Origin of the sequence: Clavibacter vidaverae (genome assembly GCF_047529985.1) — a bacterium.
Taxonomy (GTDB): domain Bacteria; phylum Actinomycetota; class Actinomycetes; order Actinomycetales; family Microbacteriaceae; genus Clavibacter; species Clavibacter nebraskensis_A.
On record NZ_JBLJAM010000002.1, the window covers coordinates 36,915 to 58,829 of the forward strand.

Consider the following 21,915-nt stretch of genomic DNA (forward strand, 5'->3'; position numbering starts at 1 on the left):
TCAGTCCCTGCCCGTGAGTCCCCAGGCGTCGTCGTCGCCCTCGGCCTCCACCTGCTCGTACGCGTCCAGGTCCTTGTGCAGCGGATCCGACGGGTAGCGGTTCCCGTCGTCCGGCTCCCCGGAGGGAGCGGGAGCGGGGGCGGCAGCGGCGGCCGGAGCAGCGGCGGGCGGAGCAGCGGCGGGCGCCGGCGTCTCCCCGCGCAGCGTCGCGAGGACGCCCGGCAGCTGCTCCGCGGAGACGAGCACGTCTCGCGCCTTGGATCCCTCGGACGGGCCGACGATCTCGCGGGCCTCGAGCAGGTCCATGAGCCGGCCGGCCTTGGCGAACCCGACGCGCAGCTTCCGCTGCAGCATCGACGTGGATCCGAACTGCGTGCTGACGACGAGCTCGGCGGCCGCGAGCAGCACCTCGAGGTCGTCGCCGATGTCCGCGTCGATCTCCTTGCGCTCCGCGGCGACCGCGACGTCCTGGCGGTACTCGGGGCGGGCCTGGCGCGTCACGTGCTCGACGACCTTGGCGATCTCGGCCTCCTGCACCCACGCGCCCTGCACGCGGACGGCCTTGTTGGCGCCCATGGGGAGGAAGAGGCCGTCGCCCTGGCCGATGAGCTTGTCGGCGCCGGGCTGGTCGAGGATCACGCGGGAGTCGGTCATGCTCGACACCGCGAACGCGAGCCGAGACGGCACGTTGGCCTTGATGAGGCCCGTGACGACGTCGACCGAGGGGCGCTGGGTCGCGAGCACCAGGTGGATGCCGGCGGCGCGGGCGAGCTGCGTGATGCGGACGATCGAGTCCTCGACGTCGCGCGGCGCGACCATCATCAGGTCGGCGAGCTCGTCGACCACGACGAGGAGGTACGGGTACGGCCGCAGCGTCCGCTCGCTGCCCTCGGGCAGCACGATGGAGCCGCTCGTGACGGCCTTGTTGAAGTCGTCGATGTGGCGGAAGCCGAAGCTGGCGAGGTCGTCGTACCTCATGTCCATCTCCTTCACCACCCACTGCAGCGCCTCGGCCGCCTTCTTCGGGTTGGTGATGATGGGCGTGATGAGGTGCGGGACGCCCGCGTAGATGGTGAGCTCCACGCGCTTCGGGTCGATGAGGACCATGCGCACGTCGCTCGGCTTCGCGCGCATGAGGAGCGAGGTGATCATCGAGTTGACGAAGCTCGACTTGCCGGAGCCCGTGGATCCCGCGACGAGGAGGTGGGGCATCTTCGCGAGGTTGGCGATGACGTACCCGCCCTCGACGTCCTTGCCGACGCCGATGGTCATGGGGTGCGCGCTGTTCGTGGCGGCGGACGAGCGGAGCACGTCGCCGAGGGAGACGATCTCGCGGTCGGTGTTCGGGATCTCCACGCCGATGGCGCTGCGGCCCGGGATGGGCGACAGGATGCGGACCTCGTTGGAGGCGACCGCGTAGCTGATGTTCTTCGCGAGCGCCGTGACGCGCTCGACCTTGACGCCGGGCGCGAGCTCGAGCTCGTAGCGCGTGACCGTCGGTCCGCGGGAGAAGCCCGTGACCGTGGCGTCCACCTGGAAGTTCGTGAGCACCTCGGTGAGCGCGCGCACCACCTCGTCGTTGACGGACGAGCGGGACTTGGCGGGCGTGCCGGGCGAGAGCGTGCTCGCCGCGGGCAGGCGGTAGGGCGCCTGCGGGGCACCGGACTCCCCCGTGACGACGGCCGCATCGGATCCGTCGTCCTCGAAGCCGGGGAGGACCGCGGGCTCGTCGTCGTCGCGGATGCCGGTGGGGTGCACGGGGACGGACGGCAGGATCGCGGTGGCCGCGGCGTCGACGGGCGCGTCGAGGTCGATGCGGCGGGTCGCGGCGTCGTCGCCCGCGAAGGCACCGGCCTCGGGGCGGGAGGCGTCGGGATCCACCGTGCGGTCGATAACGGTGGTGGGCGCCTCGGCGGCCGACCGGGCGGGGACCTCGTGGCGGTCGTCGTCGGATCCCGCGTGCGGCGCGAGCACCGGGCTGTCGAACGCGGGGGCGTCCTCGCGCTGGCTGCGGTTGCGGCGCCACCACGGGAGGCTGTCGGTGTCGACCGGGCCGTCGTCGTCCAGCCCCTCGAGCTCGACCTGCTCGGTCGCCTGCGCCTTGCGGGCGGCGCGGTCGGCCGCGCGCTGCTCCTCGTCCACGGGCGGGGCGCCGAAGAGGTAGGAGTACAGCTCGCGCAGGCGCATGCCGACGCGGTTCGGCGGCGTGCGCGTGATGATGAAGAGGGAGAGCACCAGCAGGAGCCCGGCCACGACGCCCGCGCCGACCGGCGTGATGAGCAGGGCCAGCGGCGCCGCGAGCACCCAGCCGAGGACGCCGCCCGCGCGGGCGAGCGCCAGCATGCCGTCGCGCGGATCCGGCGCCCCGTTGAAGAGGTGGCAGAGCGCCGCGATGGAGACGAGGAAGAGCGTGACGCCCACGCCGATGCGCCCGTTGTCGCTCACCGACGAGGGGTGGCGGAAGAGCCACAGCGCGAGGAGCACCATGACGATGGGCAGCGCGAAGGCGACCCGGCCGAAGAGGCCGCCGAACGTGTACGCGTCGAAGGCCATGGCGACGTCGTTGAGCGGGTTGAACCACTCCACGACCACCCCCGCGATCGCGAGCACCACGAGCAGGAAGGGGATGCCGTCGCGGCGCTCCTCCTTCGCCAGCTTCTCCGGGCCGAGGGCGCGGAACAGGGCGCCGGTGGCGTGGGCGAGGCCCATCCACGCGACGACGAGCGGACCGCGCCGCTCCGACTGCACGGGGTAGGCGACGGTCTGCTGCTTCGTGTCGGCGGCGCGTCCCTTCCGCGGGGGCGTGGCGCGCGGCGCGCCCGAGGAGGTCTTCCCGGCGCGGCTGGTCGACCTGGTGCTCGTAGCCATGTGGCCCACGTTATCCCGCGCCACCGTCCCGGGCGGTCCGCCGGGCCGGGCGGGACGCGCGCCGCCCGGCTGCGGCATCAGCAGCGGATCGCGTGGAAGACGGAGACGCGCACCGCCACGAGGGCCGGGAGGAGGCCCGCGACCGCGCCGACGGCGAGCGAGGCGCCGAGGCCGAGGAGGGCCGCCGAGAGGCGGGACGGCGGGGACCCGGTGACGCCCGAGGAGACGGACGGGAGGAGCCACGGGTCCTCCACGGTCGCGACCGCCGCCATGTCACCGATGTGCCCGCCGTCGGCCGGCAGGACCCGACGGCCTTCCGCGATCCCGGTGTCGACGTCGCGCGGGACGGATGCCGGGTGCCGCTGCCGGGGACCGCTCCGGGCCCTCATCCGGCTTCGGTCCCGCCAGCGCGCACCTCCCCCAGCCCGCTCGGTTCGGGGAGTCCTCGGTCCAGGCAGAGGACGACGATCCCTCCTCGACCCTCTCCCTGGAGCGCATGGAGTCGGCCCCGAGCTGGATCGCCCCGCCGAGGTCGTCGACGTCCCGCGGCCCGTGCGCACGGCCGTGAGCGGGCGCTGGCGCGGCGTCGCCCGTCCCCGATGACGCGGGAGATCATGCGGAGAAGCCGGGCAGGCGGACGTCGAATCGGCTTCCTCGACCGAGCGCGCTCCTCGCGGTGATCGTGCCGCCTTGGGCCTCGACCAGGCCTCGGGCGATCGACAGTCCGAGGCCGGAGCTCTGTCCGGCGCGAGCGCGGGCCGGGTCGCCGCGCCAGAGCCGGTCGAACACCCTCGGCAGATCCTCGGGGGCGATGCCCTCGCCGGTGTCCTCGACGGTGATGCGGACGTCGCCATCGAGCGCTGTGGCTCCGATGGTCACCTGCCCTCCTGCCGGCGTGTGCCGCAGCGCGTTCGCGACGAGGTTGTCGAGGACCTGGCGGAGTCGCGCAGGATCCGCTTGGACCCGCAGCGGCCCAGGAACCGCGATGTCGAGGGAGATGCCCGAGGATGTCGCGCGGGCCCGATGCGCCTCCGCGACCTCCTGCACGATCGTGGCCGTGTCACACGGCTCCAGCGTCAGGGTGAGGTCGCCGGCTTCCGCGAGTGCGAGCAGCTGCAGGTCGCTGGTGATGCGTTCCAGGCGATGCGCTTCGCTGAGCACGAGCCGCCGCAGCTCCACGTCGTCGAGGCCGATCCCGTCATCGGCTGCCTCCACCCACCCACGTATGTTCGTCAAGGGGCTGCGCAGCTCGTGGGCGACATCGCCGAGGAGCCGTCGGCGGGATGCCTCGTGATCCGCGATCTCCGCCGACATGCGGTCGAAGGCGGCGCCGACGGGGGCCAGGTCATCGCCCGGTCGCAGGCCGACGCGGCCGTCCCGCCCGCCAGCGGCGAAGCGGTCGGCGGCAGCTTCGAGGCGGCGGGCGCTGCGCAGGGTGGGCACGACGATCAGCGCCGCCGCAGCGACGAGGAGGGCCAGGAGCACGAGGCCGACGACGGCGATGCGGGCGATGGATCCCGGGCTCGCATCGAGCGGCCCCCGCACGCCGCCCCTCTCGTCGGTGAGAACGACGTCCACGGCCGGTGCGGTCGTGGCGGCGGCCTGCGTGCGGCGCGCGTCCAGGAGACAGGCGTCCGCAGCGTCGCCCGCGGCCGGCACGGTGCGCACCGCGAGCTGATCGGGCGCGCGCGAGGGAGACAGGTCGAGCTCGACGCCCTCGACCGTGGGCGACCCGCGGGCGAGCAGGCAGGCGTTCGTCCGGTCCCGCAGCTCGTCGAGAGCGGCTCGCTCCCTCTCGAGCGGCATGTCCAGCGCGGTCCGGCCGCAGTCCGGGGCGTCCTCGTGTCCGGCGACCACCGCACGTCCGCTGTCCCAGACGGCCGTGTCGACCAGCGCGTCCCCGAGGCACTCCGACACGGCGGCGGCTTCCCGCGCCGACCGGTCGCGCTCGGTCGCGTCGAGCAGGAACGGCCCGACGATGCCGTCAGGGAGACGCGACTCGAGCGTGTCCGGGTCCGCGAAGGTCTCGAGGGGGTCGAGCAGGCTCGTGGAGCGCTCCGGGCGCGGCAGCTCGGGTGCCGTGTCCGCGATCACCCGGCCGTCGCCGCCGACGAGCGCGATGCGACGGCCCGTCTCGTGACCGAGCCGGAGCAGCTCAGGTCCGGCGCTGTCCCAGTCCGGATGCTGCCCCGCCCACCTGACGAGCGCGTCGCGCACCTGCAGGTCGCGCGCGAACGCGATCTCCGAAGCCTGCTCGTCGTAGCGGTACTCCGAGGTCCGGGCGAGCCAGACGGTGGCGCCGACCGTCATCAGCACGAGCAGCAGTCCCGCGATGAGGTACCGCGCGAGCATGCGGGGCGCCCGGCGAACGCGGACGCCCTCGGTCGCTCGTCGCGTCGTCCGGTTCATGTCGGCTCCCATGCTCCCATCGCCGCGTTCCGCCGGGGCGCGCGGACGCCTGTCGCCGCCGATCGTCCGCTCACGCGGCTGCGAGTGCTGCGGTCGGCGACTGTCGCGCGGCGCGGATGGAGGGGGCGAGACCCGCGAGCACGCCGGTGGCGAGCGACACGACCATCCCCAGGACGATCGTGGCGACCGGCACGACGAGCGGCCACCCGCGAAGGCCGCTCCACCCGGCCGTCCCGAGCAGCCCGAGCAGGACGCCCGCCGCTCCGCCCAGGGCGCACAGGACGACCGCCTCGACGAGGAACTGCGCGCCGATCTGGCCTCGGTGCGCCCCGAGGGCGCGGCGCAGCCCGATCTCACGGCGTCGTTCCAGCACGGAGACGAACATGGTGTTGGCGATGCCGATGCCGCCGATCACGAGCGCGACCGCGGCGAGAGCGAGGAAGAGCCCGTCGAAGCTGGAGCGCGCCGCCTCCTTCGCGGCGAGCACCGCGGAGGGGCGGCTCACCTGCAGGAGCCCGCTCGCGTCCGGGGAGAGGGTCGCCGCGACGACGGGCCGCAGCGCCTCGATGGAGGCCTCCACGCCGGTGACGTAGGCGACCGTCGGTGCGCCGTCGAAGCCCAGCCAGCGCTCCGCTGCCGCGTCGTCCACGAGCACCCCGGCCTGCAGGTCCGGCGAGAGCGGCGTCTCGTCGAGCACCCCGATGACGGTGAAGGCCGTGCCGCCCACGTCGATGGTGACCGGCCTCTCCGGGAGCCGGGAGAGGCCGAGCCGCTCGGCGGCGTCGATGCCGAGCACGGCGTGAGGAAGATCGCTGCCGTCGAGCCAGCGCCCGACGGAGACCTCGGCACGCAGGACCTCGAGGAGGTCACCCTGGACGGCGAGCGCCGTGAGGCCGCTCTCGGAGTAGCGGCGCAGCTCGGTGCTGCGCACGGCGGAGTGCGTGTTGCCCACCGTCGCAGCGTCGGTCACGGTCCCGATGCGTCGCAGCATCCCGACCGCCTCCTTCGGCAGGGGGACGGTGTCGCCGTCGACGCCGGCGAGGGGATCCGCGCGGAGCAGGTCCGCGCCGAGGGCGGTGAGCCGCTGGTCGAGGGCGGCCTGCGAGGAGGCGGGCACCGCGGTGACGGTCACCAGCGTCGCGATCCCGATGGCGACGCCCACGGCTGACAGCACCGCACGGAGCGGTCGGGTGCGGAGCCCGACCGTGCCGACCGCGAGCAGGTCGCGGACCCCGAGGCGGGTCCGGGTCCGGGTCCGGGTGCGGCGCTCACGCATGCGCCACCGCCGCAGCATCGGCGGCCACCCGCCCGTCGCGGAGCTCGACGCGTCGCGGCAGACGCGCCGCGAGCTCACGGTCATGGGTGATCACGACCACGGTCGTGCCCTCTCCGTGCAGCCGCTCCAGCAGCCCGAGCACGCGTTCGCCGTTCGCGGTGTCCAGGGATCCGGTGGGCTCGTCGGCGAGGACGACGAGCGGCTCGGTCACGATGGCCCGGGCGATGGCGACCCGTTGCCGTTCACCGCCGGAGAGGTCCTGTGCGACGTGTTCGAATCGATGCGCGAGCCCGACCCGGTCGAGCGCAGCGCGGGCCAGCCCGCGGCGCTCTCGGCGCGGTACGCCGCTGTACATCAGCGCGGTGGCGACGTTCCGCTCGGCGGTGACCCCGTCGATGAGGTGGAAGCCCTGGAAGACGAAGCCGATCGTGCGACCGCGGAGCGCGGAGAGGGCGCGGTCGCCGAGATCGCGTGTGTCGACGCCGCCGACTAGCACCGTGCCGGAATCGGGGCGGTCGAGGGTGCCGAGGACGTTCATGAGCGTGGACTTGCCGGCCCCGGAACGCCCGACGATCGCCACGGACTCCCCCGCGTCGATGCGCAGCGAGACGTCGTCGAGCGCGGCGACCCCGCCAGGGTGGATGCGGCTGACGTGGTCGAGCTCGAGCGCGGGCGTGGCCGGGGGCGCGGACGCGATCTCGGGAGCGGACGCGCTCATCGGGCCGTCACCACCGTCATGCCGGCCTCGATCCCGTCGCCGCGTATCTCGACGCGGTCATCCGCGATGAGGCCGATCTCGCTGGCATGGAGCCCTCCGCTCTCGTCCTGGACGGCGTAGCCGCCCTCTGCGAGCGCCAGGAGCGCCGCCACGGGCACGATGAGGACGTCCTCCACCGATCGGGTCGTGATGCGCACCGTCACGGCGGCGGCGTCGATGCCGTCGAGGGCGGCCTGGTCGTCGATCGTGATGACCGCGGCGACCTGGGCGTCGGCGCCCTCGCCCGTCGTCGTGACGCTGACGATGGAGCCGCTCAGGACGCGTCGGTCGGGGAGCTCGATGGACGCGGTCGAGCCGACCCCGATGGCGCCGGCATCGCGCGCGGGCACAGATGCCTCGACGAGCCGGGTCGTCGGCGTCACGGTGATCGGCTGCCCGCCGGCGGGGTCGCCGACGCGGGCGCTGACGGCGGCGACCCGGCTCGGCGCGCTGAGCACGATCACGTCAGCGGGTCCGATCCTCCCCGTGCGCTCCAGCCCGAGCGTCTTCTGCCACTTCCGCACGGCGGTCTCGAACGCCCCGCCCGTCCGCGCCTTCGCGGGGTCGGCTCGACGCAGGTGCCCGAGCTCCATGAGGTTCGCGGCCACCATGCTGACGTCGGCGCCCGCGAGCCCTGCGACGTCGAGAGCCCGGTACACCGGCACCTCGCCGAGCAGCACCGGCACCGCGCGCTCGTCCGCTCGGAGGGCGACGGATCCGCGATCGAGACGTCCGCCGACATCGGGCAGCCACGTGACGGTGCCGACGGCCTTGGACGTCACCGGTGCGGGAGGGCCGAATCCGATCGCGCCATCGAGTCGGGCCGTCTGCACGAGGTCACCCCGTTCGACGACGGCCGTGGCCGCCGGTGGTGTAGGCGCCGCGGTCGGCGTCCCGGCCGACGTGCCAGGGCCGGCGCCCGGGGAGAGCAGCGTCACAGCCCCGCCTGCACCGACGGCGAGGGCGAGGGCGAGGCAGAGCGGGACGCCGCCGATGACGAGCGTGCGGCGACGGGTGCGGGTCATCGCGCGCTCCGTTCGGAGGCCTCGGCGGTGCAGGCGTCGGCGTGCTGCATGCCCAGCGAGACGGAGGTGGGGTCGTTCGTCTCGCCGCCGAAGGCGACGCTGATCCTGCCGAACGCGTCGGCGTCGGCGATCTCCACCTGGCGCACGCCATGCGCGCGGAGGCAGTCGACGATGAGCTGCGCGAACCTCCGCGAGTCAGGGTTCCGGGCATCGAGCTCCCACGGGGGCAGCGGTGCCACGCGCATGCAGATGGCCTCCGCCTCCGCGGCCTTCTCGGGGTCACCGACCACGCCGACGCTGGCCCCGTCTCCGCCGGAGGAGCTCTGTGCCGGATCGTGGTCCGCGAGGCAGCGCTCCCGCGGCTGCCAGGCGGCCTCCGCCTCCTCGTCGGTCATGTCGAGCCGCTGTCGCACGGGCTCGCCGTACTCGGCGAAGAGCGGATCGACGGTCTCCGCCGGCGCCGGCGCCTCCGTCCGCAGCGTGGCGATCCCGCCGTCCGCGCCTGGACCCGCGTCCTCGGGGATCCCCGGGGCGGAGCACGCGGTCAGCGCCGCGAGCAGGGCCGCGGCGATCGCGGCGACGGGAGGGATCCGATGGGTGGCGTTCAGCACGATTGCTCCTCGGGGGTTCGGTGATTGCGCTCCACGCTTCCGACAGGATGTGGAGGACTTGTGAGGAAGCGGTGCCGATGCCGACCCCGGGGCAGGACGGACCCTAGGGTCGTGGCGTGACCCGGATACTGATCGTCGAGGACGACGCGCTGCAGTCCGAGCTCGTGCGTCGCTACCTCGATCGCGAGGGCCACGATGTGAAGGTGCTGGCCGACGGCGCGGAGGCTCTCGTCGAGATCCGCCGGTCGCCTCCCGACCTGCTCGTCCTGGACGTGATGCTCCCCGGCGCGGACGGCCTCACGGTCTGCCGCACGCTCCGTGCCGAGCAGCACGATCTGCCGATCCTCATGCTCACGGCACGCTCCACGGAGAACGACCTCCTGATCGGACTCGAGCTCGGTGCCGACGACTACCTCGCCAAGCCCTACAGCCCGCGCGAGCTCGTCGCCCGTGTCCGCGCGCTCCTGCGGCGCGCCCGTCGCGCCGCACCGTCCTCCTCCGCCATCGTCGCCGGCGACCTCGAGATCGATCCCGACCGACGCCATGCCGCGGTCGCCGGCCGGCCGGTCGACCTCACCCGCGCCGAGTTCGACCTCCTCGAGGAGTTCGCCTCGCACCCCGGGATAGTCCTCAGCCGTGCCCGCCTCCTCGAGCGCCTCCACGGCACGGACCGGTGGGTGGGCGGTCGTACCATCGACACGCACGTGAAGAACCTCCGTACGAAGATCGAGGACGATCCGCAGAACCCCACCCGGATCCTCACCGTCTACGGAGTCGGATACAGGCTCCACGGCGACTGAACGGCACGCCCTCTGTCGGTCTCGCGCCGAGCTGCTGCGTCGACACCCGGAGGCCCGAGAGCATCGGGATCCCGGCTCCCGCACGGGCTTCCCATCACCCCTGCCGATGGGCGTCAGCGGGTCGTCGCCCGTCGTTCATCTCCGGTCTCGGATCGAGATGGATCGCTGACGTCCGGGTGACGCATGCGACGCCCACGATCGGCATCGTCCCGAAGTCGTCGGGATCGAGGATCGTGGAGGTGCACGTGTCGCGTGGAGTGATGTCGTCGCGGAAGCCGCGCTGGTTCCAACGCCTGTACCTGTGGGTCCTGGCCGGCATGGTCGCGGGGATCACCGTCGGGTTCCTCGCTCCCGGATTCGGGGCGTCGCTGGAACCCGTCGGCGATGCGTTCGTCTCGTTGATCACCATGCTGCTGGGCCCGATCATCTTCTGCATGGTCACCGCCGGCATCGCGGCGGTCGGCGATCTCCGCAAGCTCGGCGCCGTCGCGCTGCGCTCGCTGATCTACTTCGAGATCGTCACGTCCCTCGCGATGGTCCTCGGGCTCGTCGCCGTGAACCTCGTCCGACCCGGCGCGGACCTGCGTGTCGATGCGGACTCCCTCGAGGTCTCCGAATCGGCGTCGGAGCGCATCAGCGCGGCGACCGGCATGCACTGGTCGGACCACGTCACCCAGCTGATCCCCTCGAACATCGTCGAGAGCTTCGCGACCGGCGCAGTCCTGCAGATCCTGGTGTTCTCGGTGCTCTTCGGCGTGGCTCTGACCGCTGTCGGCGAACCGGGTCGAGCGGTGGCGCGGGGCATCGAGCGGTTGACCGCCGTGCTGTTCGCCGTCATCCGGTTCGTGACGTACCTCGCTCCGATCGGGGTGTTCGGCGCCATGGCGTACACGGTCGGCGCGAACGGCGGGGCTGTCATCGGGGGACTCCTGAAGCTCATCGCGACCTTCTACGCGACGTCGGCGGTGTTCGTGGTGGTCGTCCTGGGCGGGGTGCTCCTCCTCGCGCGACTGAATCCGCTGTCGACGCTGCGCTACTTCCGAGAGGAGATCCTGCTCGCGTTGGGCGCCTCGTCCTCGGAGGTGGCTCTCCCGGGCATCGTCCGAAAGCTCGAGAACGTCGGCGTCGACAAGGGCACCGCGGGAGTGAGCGTGAGCGCCGGCTACTCCTTCAACCTCGACGGCACGTCGATCTACCTCTCGCTCACCACGGTCTTCATCGCGCAGGCGATCGGCGTGGACCTCGACCTCGGACAGCAGCTCCTGCTCCTGGCGATCATGCTGCTCTCCTCGAAGGGCACCGGTGGCGTCACGGGCGGCGGCTTCGTCATGCTGTCCGCGACCGTCTCCGCGACGGGCCTCATCCCGGTCGCGGGGACCATGCTCGTCCTCGGCATCGACCGGTTCATGTCCGAGTGCCGAGCGGTCGTCAACTCGTTCGGCAACGCGGTCGCCGGACTGGTGATCGCGCGCTGGCAGGGCGAGATCACGCCGGGGTCGGCGAACGCGATCATGAGCGGGCGCTCCCCCGGTGCCCTCGTCCCGACCCCGGCCGGACCTGCCGTCACGGCCGAGACCGCGTCCGTGGAGCGGAGCATCCGATGACCCTCGACCTGCAGCGCCTGCACACGTTCGTCACCGTCGTCGACCATGGCGGCGTGACCGCGGCCGCACGGGCCTTGGCCATGGCGCAGTCCTCGGTGTCCGCGGCAGTGAGCCGGCTCGAATCCGAGGTGAACGCGCCGCTCATCGCGCGCGGCGGACGGCGCTTCCACCTCACCGAGGCCGGTCGATCCCTCGCCGAGCACGGACGGGCCCTGCTCGCGAGCGCAGAGGAAGCGGTGGACCGTGTCGCCCGTGTCCGAGACGCTCCTCTCGGTGGGCTGCTTCGCGTGGGTGCCACCACGACCGCCGCTGAGCAGACCCTCCCGCAGGCGCTGGCCGGCTTCCTTGAGCGCTACCCGGACGTCGACGTGGATGTCACGGTGGCGCGCACCGAGCAGATCGTGGAACAGGTGCTGGACGGCTCGCTGCCCTTCGCGCTGATCGCCGGCACGAGTACCGAGGTCCGGCTCGAATGCAGCCCGCTGGCCGAGGAGCGGCAGACGGTGATCATCTCCCCGCAGCATCTCCTCGCCGGCCGCAGCGTCGACCCGTCGACGCTCCATGGCACACGACTGCTCCTGCGCGAGCGCGGATCGGCGACCCGGGAGTACCAGCTTCGACTGGCCGCAATCTGGCGCATCCCGTCCGCGCAGCACAGCACCCTGAGCGGCACCTCGGCCATCCTCGCCGCCGTGAGCCACGGCCTCGGCATCACGTGCCTGTCCCAGTCGGTCGTCGACGTGCACCTGCGCGCCGGCGCTGTCGCGGAGCTCCATCTGCCGACGCCGCTGCCCGCACGCACGATCTCGCTCATCCGGCTCCCCCACCGGCTTCCGTCGTTGGCGGAAGAGCTCTTCCTCGCACACCTACAGAAAGGCGACCTCGCATGACCACCATCACCGTCAACGACCGGAGCTACGCAGTCCCCGAGCACACGGTGGTCGTCTTCACCGTCGACGGCGGCGACCCCCGCTACTTCGAGGACGCCCTCGAACGGGGAACGATGCCGCGCCTGGCCGCCATGCTCGCGGACGGCGGCTCCTACGCGCTCGGCAGCTCCGAGATGCCCAGCCTCACCAACCCCAACAACATCTCGATCGTCACCGGCGTCTCCCCTGCCCTCCACGGCATCCCCGGCAACTACTGCCGCCTGCCCGACGGCACCCTCGAACTCCTCAACGACCCTCGCTTCCTACGCGCACCCAGCATCCACTCCGCCTTCGAGGCAGCCGGCGTGGCGACGCTCATGGTCACGACGAAGGACAAGCTCCGCCTGCTCCTGGGCAACGGCGGCGTCCCCTCGGTCAGCGTGGAGCGGGCCGCCGGTGCGAGCCTCGACGCGTACGGGATCGACGACGTGGAAGCCCTCGTCGGCGAGCCGGCACCCGGCGTCTACGACCCCAGCGCGAGCCACTACGCGATGCGCATCGGACTCGCGGCCCTGCAGCGCGCGCCGCAGCTCAAGCTGGTCTACGTCTCCCTCACCGACAGGGTCCAGCACGCCGCCGCCCCGGGGGACGAGCTCGCCGATCGGTTCTTCACCGGGTTCGACGCTCTCCTCGGCGCCTACCTCGACGCCGGATGCGTGGTCGCCATCACCGCCGACCATGGGATGAACAGCAAGCACGACGACGAAGGCGCCGCCCGCGTCATCTACCTCGAGGACGCCTTGAGCGCCGCCGGGATCCCCTTCCACGAGGTCGTCCTCCCCATCACCGACCCCTACACGAAGCACCACGGTGCGCTCGGGTCCTTCGCCTGGATCTACCTGGACGACGCCGACCGCGACCGCGCACGCCGAGCGCTCTCCGTCGTCCCCGGCATCGAGGAGATCTGGGACCGCGAAGCCTCCGCGACGATCTACGAGCACCCCGCCGACCGCATCGGAGACCTCGCCGTCACCGCATCGGCCGACACCGCTCTCGGACGCACCGCCGACGCGCACGACCTGACCCAGCTCCACGGGGCGCTGCGCTCCCACGGCGGCCGCTACGAGCAGCTCGTGCCGCTCATCCTGAGCTCGCCCGTCATGGGGCCGCTGGCGAGCCGCTACCGAGCCGGCGTCCTCCGCAGCCGGGACATCCACGACCTCGTGCTCAACAACACCTGATCCGTGCGGATCGGCCGCGCCCGATCACCGGCACGGCTCGAGGGGGACCGCGCGCGCCGGCGGCGCGACAGGGGGATGCCTCTCACCGACCGGGTCCTCATCCCCACGTCCATCCCCTCCGTCACCGCACGCGGTCTGAGGGACGCGAGCGGTACAGGCCGGCGAGGAGCGTGATCACCTCGTGCAGGATCGCAGGCGGGTCGCTCCTCATCCAGGCGGCGTGGACGGGCACCGGAGGGGCGTCACGGATGGCCCGGTAGGTGAGCCCGCGGCGGCGATACTGGTGCGCGGTCGACTCCGCGGTGACCCCACGGGCTGCGCCGCTGCTGATGACGGTGAGCCAGTCGTCGATGTCGTAGGTCGCCACGGTGCGGTGGGGTCGGCCGTCATCGGGCCAGAGGTCGAGGCGCGTGCTCCCGGTGCGGTCATCGAGCGCGAGCGGGGCCGTCGCGATCTGGGCCAGGGTCACCGTGCGCTTCGCGGCGAGCGGGTCGTCGACCGACATGGCGCAGTAGCGCTTCTCGGCACCGATCAGGGCGAGTTCGATGTCCGGCGCCTCGGGTACGCGCCGAAGGATCGCGAGGTCGCTGGTGCCCTCCCGCAGTCCTGCCGTGGGCGTGTTCGATCGGGTGAGGTGCAGCTCATGGAGCGGGAGCGCAGCAGCCCATCGGCGCTGGAACTCCGGCGTGTGCTCGCCCAGGGCGGACCACGCGTACCCGATCCTGATCGTGCTGGCGCCGGCCGCGGCTTCCTGACGCAGATCGGTCAGCACGGCCAGGACGCGGCGCGCGTGCCGCAGCACTCGCTCACCGGCCGGAGTGAGCTCGACGCTGCGGGTGGTGCGGTGGAGGAGCCGGACCCCGAGCACACCCTCCAGGGAGGCGACGTTGCGGGAGACCGCAGCCTGGGAGATGCCGAGCTCCATTCCGGCATCGGTGAACGTGCCGTTCTCGACGACACCGACGAGGGCTCGGAGGTGACGCATCTCCACATCCACGACCCCAGGCTACTCATGTGCGAGATGCATCGATGCGGCGACCCATGCATTGTGAGAAGGGAGTCGCTCGTCGGCACACTCCTGACATGACCATGACGCGGCCACAGCCGCAGCCGAGCGACGGGCATGCCGTCGGTGTCGCGTCTGCGCTCGCGGGTGCGCTCTCGAACCAGCTGGGGGCGGCCAGCGGGGCGCTGGCGTTCCCGGTCATCGGACCCGTGGGTGTCGTCGCCATCCGTCAGCTCGTCGCCGCGATGATCCTGCTCCCGGTCGTGCGGCCTCGACTGCGCGCCTTCACGCGGGCGCAGTGGTGGCCGGTCCTGCTCCTCGCGGCGGTGTTCGGGACCATGAACCTGACCCTGTACCTGGCCGTCGAGCGCATCGGCCTCGGCCTGGCGGTGACCCTCGAGTTCTGTGGGCCCCTCGCCGTCGCGCTCCTGGGTTCCCGGACCAGGAACAGCGCCATCTGCGCCCTCGTGGCAGGAGCCGGCGTCCTCGCGATCGCCGGACCCCGACCCACGACCGACTACCCGGGCATCGGGCTCGGCCTCGTCGCCGCCGGCAGCTGGGCCGCGTACATCCTGCTCAACAGGACCATCGGCGTCCGGACCCCTGGAGCGCAGGGCACCGCCGCGGCGACGGGCATCTCCGCGGTCGTCTTCCTGCCCATCGCCGCGTGGATGCTCATCACCATCCGCCCGGACGCGTCCACCGTGCTCTACGCCGTCGGCGCCGGCGTCCTGGCATCGACCGTCCCCTTCATGGCGGATCTGATCGCGCTCCGGAGGATCCCCGCGAACCTCTTCGGGATCCTCATGAGCATCAATCCGGTCTTGGCGGCCCTCATCGGCGCGATCGTGCTCCACGAGGGACTCGACTCCGTGGAGCTGGTCGGCATCGGCCTGATCGTCGCCGCGAACACAGCCGCCCTGCTCCTCCCCGGACGCAGGCCCGGTATCAGCACCTGAGCACGGGCCAGGGTGACAAGCGACTGTGCTGGGCGCGAGAGCGCGCGCGCCCGTCGCATCCGCCAGGTGCGGTCCGGCAGCGACGGCGCCCCGAGGACGCGCATCCGGCAGGCGTGCGGCTTCGCCCGGTCGAGGTCGTCAGCCGCCGCCCACCCAGAAGTCGATGGCCGCCGCTGACGGTCGTGGGACGACCGAGGTCTCGTCACCGAACTCGAGGACGCGGTCAGGCGCCTCCTGGAAGGACGGCCAGCCCCGGTGCTGGGCGTCGTTCGGATCGCCCCGGTTCGCGAACGCGAGCCACCGACCCGACATCTCCGCTTCCAGCCGCCGGTCCACGGCCGTGTACGCCGCGGTGCCGTCCGCTCCGAGATTGCCGTAGGCGTACAGGACCTCGGCGCCGTGGTACGCGCCGAAGCGCTCCAGGTCCGGGTCAGGCGGGGTCCGGGTGAAGTGGTAGACGTAGACGGCGGAGCGACCGGATCGGGCCGCGGAGAGGGCCCAGGCGCGCATCGGAGCGGTCATCGTCTCGTCCCTCCCGGCACGAAGACGCGACTGCACGACCTGCTGCTCGTCGCCGCCCGGATACAGCTCGAGGAAGTGGTCGGCATCGTGACCACGCGCTTCGCGGACCTCGTGAGCGTAGGTCGACGGGTCGGAGTCGAGTCCGCTGAGCAGGTCGAGCGACGTCTCGTCGGAGTTGCTGCCGAGGAGGAGGGGGACGTCGTTCTGCAGCCCTGCCTCGTAGATCGCCGAGGGCGTGTCCGGGAGCACGACGCCGTCGATGGACGGCCACCAGTGCGCCGACAGCCCCTTCGCGGCCGAGGTGATGCGTTCCGTCGACATCGCCTGCATCTCCGCCAGACTCGCCCCGCCGAGAGCTGCGCTCAGGTCACGAGCGGCTTCGCGTGCCTCAGCGGCGTGGTCGTAGAGATCGCCCTCGTCTCGGTCTCCAGCAGTCCCCAGGCACCCGCCGCTCTCGCCGATGATGCCGTGCAGGAGGCCGGTCGCCAGGGGTGAGGCTCCCAGGATGCAGGCACTGCCCGAACCGGCCGATTGGCCGGCCACCGTCACTCGATCCTCGTCTCCCCCGAAGGCCGCGATGTTGTCCTGCACCCACTGGAGAGCCGCGACCTGGTCGAGCAGCCCCTGGTTGCCAGCCGTGTCGCCTCCGAGCGCGTCCTCGGCGAGGAAGCCGAAGACCCCCAGGCGGTAGTTCAGCGTGACGACGACGGCTTCCCCTCGGGAGGCGAGTGCCGTCCCGTCATATGCCGGGAGGGCACCCGAGCCCGCGACGAACCCCCCGCCGTGCAGGTAGACGAGCACGGGGAGCCGGTCGGCACCGGAAGCGCTCATCGGCTTCCAGATGTTGAGCCGGAGACCGTCCTCGTCCGTCGCGTATCCCCCGAGCAGGGTCCCTTCGAGCGGCACGTCCAGCAGGCGCGTCGCCGCTCTCGAGACGAAGGTGGGTTCCGGCTGGACGACGGAAGGCCCGAAGCGGTCAGCGACCAGGGTCGCCGACCGCTTCGGTGCGGGACTCGGTGACTTCCACCTCAGAGGACCGACCGGAGGGGCGGCATAGGGAATGCCCGCGAAGGCGTCGACACGGGATGCGACGTCCCGGATCCCGACGACCTCTCCCTGGGCCGTCATCACCGGTCCTGTGTACGCGCCCTCCAGTGCGCGGGTGACCGGTGGCGGCCCCGCCACGAGGGCCGTTCCGCCGACGACGGCAGTCGCTGCCGTCCACGCCAGGGCGCGGACGAGCCTGCGGCGACGCCGCCACGTCTTCGCGACGAACCCGACCAGCGTCACGGTCGCCCCGACGAGAAGCCATCCCCACCACGGGACCCCGTTCAGCCAGGCCAGGCCCGTGCCGGCGAGTCCGATGAAGATGAGCGGCACCCCCCAGGCCCTCCGTCGCTTCTCGATCTCCATGCGGCCCCTCTCAGTACGAAATGCATCCGATACACACCGTACTGAACTGAGCGTCGTGCGGCAACGGACTGCATAAGCTGGGCCCATGGTCGAAGGGCAGCCCCCAGCGGTGCGGCGTCGAAGCGAGACGCGGCGACGCCTGCTGTCCGCCGCCGCCGCCCTCTTCGAGGAGAGCGGGAGGATAGGCCAGAGGGTCGAGGACATCTGCGCTCGGGCCGGGTTCACGCGAGGAGCCTTCTACTCGAACTTCACCAGCGTCGACGAGGTCTACCTCGCGCTGCATGAGGAACAGGCGGCAATCGTGTGGGGGCTGCTCCGGGACGCGCTCGACACCCAATTGACGGCGGACAGCAGGACTGTCTCCCTCGATGGCGCGGTGCAGGGCCTCCTCGGGGCGCTCCCCGCGAGTCGTGATTGGTTCTCGCTGCGCTCAGTGCTCCTGGCGCGAGCGGCCGCCGACCCTGCCTTCGCGGCCGAGATGATGATGGACGACGCCGGCATCGCCAGCGAGCTGGGCGACCGGTTCATCGCCCTGGCGGCCGTTCACGGACGCGTCCCGGACGTCGACCCAGCCGTCCTGGCGAAAGCCGTCGTCGCGGCGCACATCGGAGCGCTGAGCCAGTCGCCCATCGACGCCGACGCCGCCCGGACCCAGTGGACTGCCGTCGCCGCTGTCATCCGCGGACTCACCAGCGAGCCCGCGTAGCCGCAGCCGCGCGTCGGGCTGCGTCACGCGGTCGACCGCGGCTGCGGCATGGACGTCGTCGACGACGCAGCCCGCGCCATGCCGGAAGCGCCGTCACGCGTCGATCGCGGATGGACCCTGTTCGGTCGCGTGCGGATGACCTCGCAGGAGCTCGGCGATGGTGTCGAGGGCCCCTCCCGCCTTCTCAGCGAGAGGTGAGTCGGTGGAGACGAGGGCGACGATCATGTCCCGCGCCGCGCGACCGCGCGAGGTGATGTCGATCACCCGCTGCCGCTGATCGGTCGGCGACGTCCTGCGCTCGACCAGCCCCCGCGCCTCGAGCTGCTGGCACATGAACGTCACGTTCTGGGGCGTGCAGTGCGCACGGAGGGCGGCCTCGCGCATGGACGGGGCCGGTTCGTCCGGGTCGATGACCCACAGCAGGTGGGCGGTGGTCGCGGTGATGCCGTACTCGCGCAGAGCGGGAGCAAGCGCCTCATCAGTGCGCGCGACGACGTCATAGACCGCGAACAGCGCCTCGGACAGCTGCTGCTCTCGAGAGGACGCCATGCGGGCATCCTACCGCTCTTTACTTCAAGCGCTGTAGTACCTACCATCAAAGCTTCAAGACTTGAATGGAAGGTCGATCCTTGTTCCAGGAGAAGCACGTGCTGTGGGTGGCGCTCTGGCCCAGGCGATGCTCGCCATCGACAGCACGGTGATGAACGTCGCGCTGCCTGCGATGCAGGCGGAGCTCGGATTCGCCGACGGAGCCCGGCACTGGGTGATCACGGCCTACGCGTTGACCTTCGGGGCGCTCCTCCTCCCCGGGTCTCGGGTGGGGGCGAGGATGGGAGCACGCCGCGCCCTGATGTGGGGAGGCACGCTGTTCGCCGTGTCGTCGCTGGCAGGTGGCATCGCAGAGTCGTTCGACGTCGTGATAGCCGCTCGCGCGGCGCAGGGCACCGCAGCGGCACTGATCGCCCCGGCATCGCTGACGGCACTCGGCGCGGCGTTCCCCGCTGGCGCGGCACGCGTTCGGGCGTTCGGGATCTACGGAGCGGTCGGCGTCGCCGGAACGGCTGCCGGGCTGTTGCTCGGTGGTCCGCTGACGCAGCTCCTCTTCTGGCGGTCGCCTCTGCTGATGCTGATGATCCTGGCGGCGGTCGTGATCTCGGGCGCCGGGCTGACGCTGCCCATCTCCACGTCGAGCCGTCCTCGTTCACTCCCCGTGCGCAGCGCGGCGCTGAGCACGGCGGCGCTGTTCGCGGTCGTGCTGTCGTTGTCGTCGTGGGAGAGCGCGGGCCCTGCGGCAGCCCTCGGGCTGTTCGCGGGCGGATCGCTCCTGTCGGTCCTCTTCGCCCGATCAGAGAGCAGGGGATCCGATCCGCTCCTGCCCCCGATCCTCTTCAGCGATCGGTCCCGTGTCGGCTCGCTCGTGGTCCTCGGCGTGGGCGCGGCGGGGCTCTTCTCCGTGTCCCTGTTCGTCGTGTACTTCCTGCAGGGCCCGCTCGGACTCGATCCGATCGGGTCGAGCCTGGCGATCCTGCCGTTCCCGGTCGTCGCAGCGGCGTCGTCCATCTTCGCCGCCCCGCGTCTGAGCCGCTCCATGGGCACGGAAGGGGCGCTCGCGTCGGCGGCGCTGCTCGCCGCGGGAGGAATGGGATGGGTAGCGGTCGGAGCTCACGACCCGGACTACGCGACGTCCCTCTTGCCGGGCATCGTCCTGGCTGCCGCGGGAATGGGGGCCATCTTCGCGATGGCGCCTGATGCCGCGACGATCGGACTCACAGCACCGGATCAGGACGCAGGCTCGTCGATGGTGCACGTCGTGCAGCAAGTGGGTGGAGCGCTCGGAGTCGCCGTCCTCACGTCCATCGCGTCGCTGGTCGACACGGGTACCCCCTCCGGCGTCTTCCCGCTGGTCTTCACCGCTAGAGGCGCGGTCTTCCTGACGGCCGCGTGCACAGGGGCACTCGCCTTCTGGCTACCCATCCACCGGCGCGACACCCGTCGCACTCCCGCTTGACAGCAGAAAGGTCATCATGCCTGCATCACGACTCGACGGACGAACGATCCTGGTCACCGGCGCCAGCAGCGGCATCGGCTACTTCGTCGCGGAAGGGCTCGCCGGGCTCGGCGCACGCATCATCATCGCTGCACGCTCTGCGGAGAGAGCACGAGCCGCCATCGAGCTGCTTCCCGAGCCGGGCCGGCACCGTCACCTCGAGCTGGACCTGTCGGATCTCGAATCGATCCGGTCAGCGGGGACCCGTGCCGGTGACAGCGGCGCGCTCGACGGGCTCATCATGAACGCCGGGATCATCGCCGCCTCCCCCGCCTACTCGACGGGCCCGTTCGGCGTCGAGGCGACCGTCGACGTGAATGTCCTGGCGCACCTGGAGTTCCTGCGCCTCACGCTGCCCGCGCTCCGACGGTCACCGTCCGCGCGCATCGTCAGCACCGGCAGCATGCTCACGAAGAAGGTCCCGTTCGACATCGACAACTGGGTCGCGCAGAGCTCGTACCGTCCACGCATCGCGTATGCGATGTCCAAGCACGCTGCTGAGATCCTCGGATTCGAACTCGATCGTCGTCTCGTCGCCTCCGGCTCGCGCATCCGATCGGTCGTCACGCACCCCGGCGGCGCCATCGATGCGCTCACCCCGGACAGACCCCCACTCCACCGACGCCCGTTCCCGATCCGCCTGGTCGCGGCCGCTGCTGCGCCCCTCTTCTCACCGCTCGTGCAAGGCAAGCAATCCGCAGCCCAGTCCGCCATCGCAGCCCTCACGGCACCATCGCTACCAGCGCGGCCGTACATCGGCCCGCGGCGCGGCGCCAGCGGTGAGCCGGTGTTCGCCGATCCGGTGCCCAGCTCGATCGATGGACGGCTGGGCGGAAGGCTCTGGACTCACGTCGAATCCCTGCTGGCCAACCCGGTCTTGACGTCGTAGGGGTCCCTGCCCGGACGTGACCATCACGACCACCAGGAAGGCATCCCGGACTACGAGCTCGATGCCGTTCGCCGGCGTCCGACGGAGCCCGTATCGACCGGGTGCATCGCGGGCCGCGCATCGCATCGCCGTGCGGGCGCGACGCGGAGATCGCTTTCGAGGGTGCGTGCCAATACCGTGCTGCGGGGCGTCTTGGGTGCACGACGGCGGGGGCAGGTGCGTTCCTAGAGCCCCCGTCTGCCGGTCGCCCCGTAGGGCCTGCTCGAGATGGTGCGGCGATCGAGGACCTGCCCGTCGAGGAGGGTTCGACGTCGTCTCTGGATCGACTGAGCGTGCCCGAGCAGGTGAGCGCCAGCCCTGGGCGCGACAGCTCCTTCCTCCACTGCGGCATGCAGCCACGCCTGCAGGGCATCTCCGGTGACACCCGTGGCACCGACGAAGCGGATGCGCGGGAAGAGGGGGGCGAGGCTGGCGATGGCCTCTGCCGGCACTTCGATGACCGCGAGGGCCTGGTGAGCGTCACGCGCGAGCGCGTCGATGGTCCCGAGGGTCGAGCCGTCACCGAGGCAGAGGCGCCCGTCCTCTGCTCCACGGAGGGGTGCGTGTCGTCCGGCGAGCAGCGTGATCTCGGCACCTGGCCGGAGGCCGCGAACCCAGCTCGTGCCCGGTCCGTCTGCTTCGGTGGCGGCGAGGATGCTGATTCGATCGTGGGTCACTCCGCTCACGGTGTGCACGGTGTAGCGGCGTCCCTCAGTGGGTGTGACACGGAATTGGATCTCGTGTCCGGCGTGCCAGCCCCTGCGGGCGCGTCGGCGCGCAGGGCGATGTTGGGGAACCCGGGCGCGAGCTCGGTGGTGGTGAGGACTCCGGCACGACGGCCGAGGCTTGCTTCCAGGAGATTGCCGAGGAGTGC

At 71.8% G+C, this 21,915-nt stretch carries 19 protein-coding genes; 8 read left to right on the forward strand and 11 right to left on the reverse strand.

The window, feature by feature from the left end; translation table 11 throughout:
* The 7 genes from ACMT9T_RS12910 to ACMT9T_RS12940 all read right to left on the reverse strand — a co-directional run bounded on the left by ACMT9T_RS12910 (position 1) and on the right by ACMT9T_RS12940 (position 8,946).
* A complete protein-coding gene (locus tag ACMT9T_RS12910) occupies positions 1–2,868 on the reverse strand; it encodes an FtsK/SpoIIIE family DNA translocase (protein ID WP_414745924.1) in 2,868 nt (955 codons plus the stop codon).
* Positions 2,869–2,945: 77 nt separating this feature from the next.
* On the reverse strand, positions 2,946–3,257 hold the full coding sequence (locus tag ACMT9T_RS12915; protein ID WP_414745925.1) for a hypothetical protein: 312 nt from the start codon (positions 3,255–3,257) through the stop codon (positions 2,946–2,948).
* 223 nt (positions 3,258–3,480) lie between these two features.
* Positions 3,481–5,277: a sensor histidine kinase gene (locus ACMT9T_RS12920; RefSeq protein ID WP_414745926.1), complete on the reverse strand. Its 1,797-nt coding sequence runs from the start codon at positions 5,275–5,277 to the stop codon at positions 3,481–3,483.
* 70 nt (positions 5,278–5,347) lie between these two features.
* Positions 5,348–6,553, reverse strand: coding sequence for an ABC transporter permease (locus ACMT9T_RS12925; protein ID WP_414745927.1), 1,206 nt, complete (start codon positions 6,551–6,553; stop codon positions 5,348–5,350).
* Positions 6,546–7,271, reverse strand: coding sequence for an ABC transporter ATP-binding protein (locus ACMT9T_RS12930; protein WP_414745928.1), 726 nt, complete (start codon positions 7,269–7,271; stop codon positions 6,546–6,548). Before ACMT9T_RS12930 ends, ACMT9T_RS12925 begins: the two co-directional genes overlap by 8 nt.
* Entirely contained in the window at positions 7,268–8,335 is a 1,068-nt protein-coding gene (locus ACMT9T_RS12935) for a peptidoglycan-binding protein (protein ID WP_414745929.1), read from the reverse strand. The genes ACMT9T_RS12930 and ACMT9T_RS12935 overlap by 4 nt, the downstream gene beginning before the upstream one ends.
* Positions 8,332–8,946 (reverse strand): hypothetical protein, encoded by a 615-nt coding sequence (locus tag ACMT9T_RS12940; protein WP_414745930.1) that lies wholly within the window; start codon positions 8,944–8,946, stop codon positions 8,332–8,334. The genes ACMT9T_RS12935 and ACMT9T_RS12940 overlap by 4 nt, the downstream gene beginning before the upstream one ends.
* 116 nt (positions 8,947–9,062) lie before the next feature.
* On the opposite strand from ACMT9T_RS12940, the gene ACMT9T_RS12945 reads away from it, so the two are divergent.
* The 4 genes from ACMT9T_RS12945 to ACMT9T_RS12960 all read left to right on the forward strand — a co-directional run bounded on the left by ACMT9T_RS12945 (position 9,063) and on the right by ACMT9T_RS12960 (position 13,460).
* The gene (locus tag ACMT9T_RS12945) at positions 9,063–9,746 is read left to right on the forward strand and encodes a response regulator transcription factor (protein ID WP_414745931.1); all 684 of its coding nucleotides are present in this window, start codon (positions 9,063–9,065) and stop codon (positions 9,744–9,746) included.
* A gap of 245 nt (positions 9,747–9,991) precedes the next feature.
* Positions 9,992–11,350: a cation:dicarboxylate symporter family transporter gene (locus ACMT9T_RS12950; protein ID WP_414745932.1), complete on the forward strand. Its 1,359-nt coding sequence runs from the start codon at positions 9,992–9,994 to the stop codon at positions 11,348–11,350.
* The gene (locus tag ACMT9T_RS12955) at positions 11,347–12,240 is read left to right on the forward strand and encodes a LysR family transcriptional regulator (RefSeq protein ID WP_414745933.1); all 894 of its coding nucleotides are present in this window, start codon (positions 11,347–11,349) and stop codon (positions 12,238–12,240) included. Before ACMT9T_RS12950 ends, ACMT9T_RS12955 begins: the two co-directional genes overlap by 4 nt.
* On the forward strand, positions 12,237–13,460 hold the full coding sequence (locus ACMT9T_RS12960; protein WP_414745934.1) for an alkaline phosphatase family protein: 1,224 nt from the start codon (positions 12,237–12,239) through the stop codon (positions 13,458–13,460). The genes ACMT9T_RS12955 and ACMT9T_RS12960 overlap by 4 nt, the downstream gene beginning before the upstream one ends.
* 121 nt (positions 13,461–13,581) lie before the next feature.
* Here the strand turns inward: ACMT9T_RS12960 and ACMT9T_RS12965 are convergent, their stop codons facing one another.
* Positions 13,582–14,457 carry a LysR family transcriptional regulator gene (locus tag ACMT9T_RS12965; RefSeq protein ID WP_414745935.1) on the reverse strand — a complete coding sequence of 292 codons (876 nt, stop codon included), beginning with the start codon at positions 14,455–14,457 and terminating at the stop codon, positions 13,582–13,584.
* An 86-nt stretch (positions 14,458–14,543) separates the two neighbouring features.
* On the opposite strand from ACMT9T_RS12965, the gene ACMT9T_RS12970 reads away from it, so the two are divergent.
* Positions 14,544–15,425, forward strand: coding sequence for an EamA family transporter (locus ACMT9T_RS12970; protein ID WP_414745936.1), 882 nt, complete (start codon positions 14,544–14,546; stop codon positions 15,423–15,425).
* 138 nt (positions 15,426–15,563) lie between these two features.
* Here the strand turns inward: ACMT9T_RS12970 and ACMT9T_RS12975 are convergent, their stop codons facing one another.
* Positions 15,564–17,360: a carboxylesterase/lipase family protein gene (locus ACMT9T_RS12975; protein ID WP_414745937.1), complete on the reverse strand. Its 1,797-nt coding sequence runs from the start codon at positions 17,358–17,360 to the stop codon at positions 15,564–15,566.
* Between the two features lie 85 nt (positions 17,361–17,445).
* On the opposite strand from ACMT9T_RS12975, the gene ACMT9T_RS12980 reads away from it, so the two are divergent.
* A complete protein-coding gene (locus ACMT9T_RS12980; protein WP_414745938.1) occupies positions 17,446–18,066 on the forward strand; it encodes a TetR family transcriptional regulator in 621 nt (206 codons plus the stop codon).
* A gap of 93 nt (positions 18,067–18,159) precedes the next feature.
* Here the strand turns inward: ACMT9T_RS12980 and ACMT9T_RS12985 are convergent, their stop codons facing one another.
* Positions 18,160–18,615, reverse strand: a complete 456-nt coding sequence (locus tag ACMT9T_RS12985) for a MarR family winged helix-turn-helix transcriptional regulator (protein WP_414745939.1) — start codon at positions 18,613–18,615, stop codon at positions 18,160–18,162.
* A gap of 103 nt (positions 18,616–18,718) precedes the next feature.
* Here ACMT9T_RS12985 and ACMT9T_RS12990 point away from each other — a divergent pair, with 103 nt between their 5' ends.
* Together ACMT9T_RS12990 and ACMT9T_RS12995 are read left to right on the forward strand one after the other, a co-directional pair.
* Positions 18,719–20,074 (forward strand): MFS transporter, encoded by a 1,356-nt coding sequence (locus ACMT9T_RS12990; protein ID WP_414745940.1) that lies wholly within the window; start codon positions 18,719–18,721, stop codon positions 20,072–20,074.
* Positions 20,075–20,090: 16 nt separating this feature from the next.
* A complete protein-coding gene (locus ACMT9T_RS12995; RefSeq protein ID WP_414745941.1) occupies positions 20,091–21,002 on the forward strand; it encodes an SDR family NAD(P)-dependent oxidoreductase in 912 nt (303 codons plus the stop codon).
* A 224-nt stretch (positions 21,003–21,226) separates the two neighbouring features.
* On the opposite strand, the gene ACMT9T_RS13000 is transcribed toward ACMT9T_RS12995, so the two are convergent.
* The gene (locus ACMT9T_RS13000) at positions 21,227–21,727 is read right to left on the reverse strand and encodes an SIP domain-containing protein (protein WP_414745942.1); all 501 of its coding nucleotides are present in this window, start codon (positions 21,725–21,727) and stop codon (positions 21,227–21,229) included.
* Positions 21,728–21,915 lie beyond the last annotated feature (188 nt).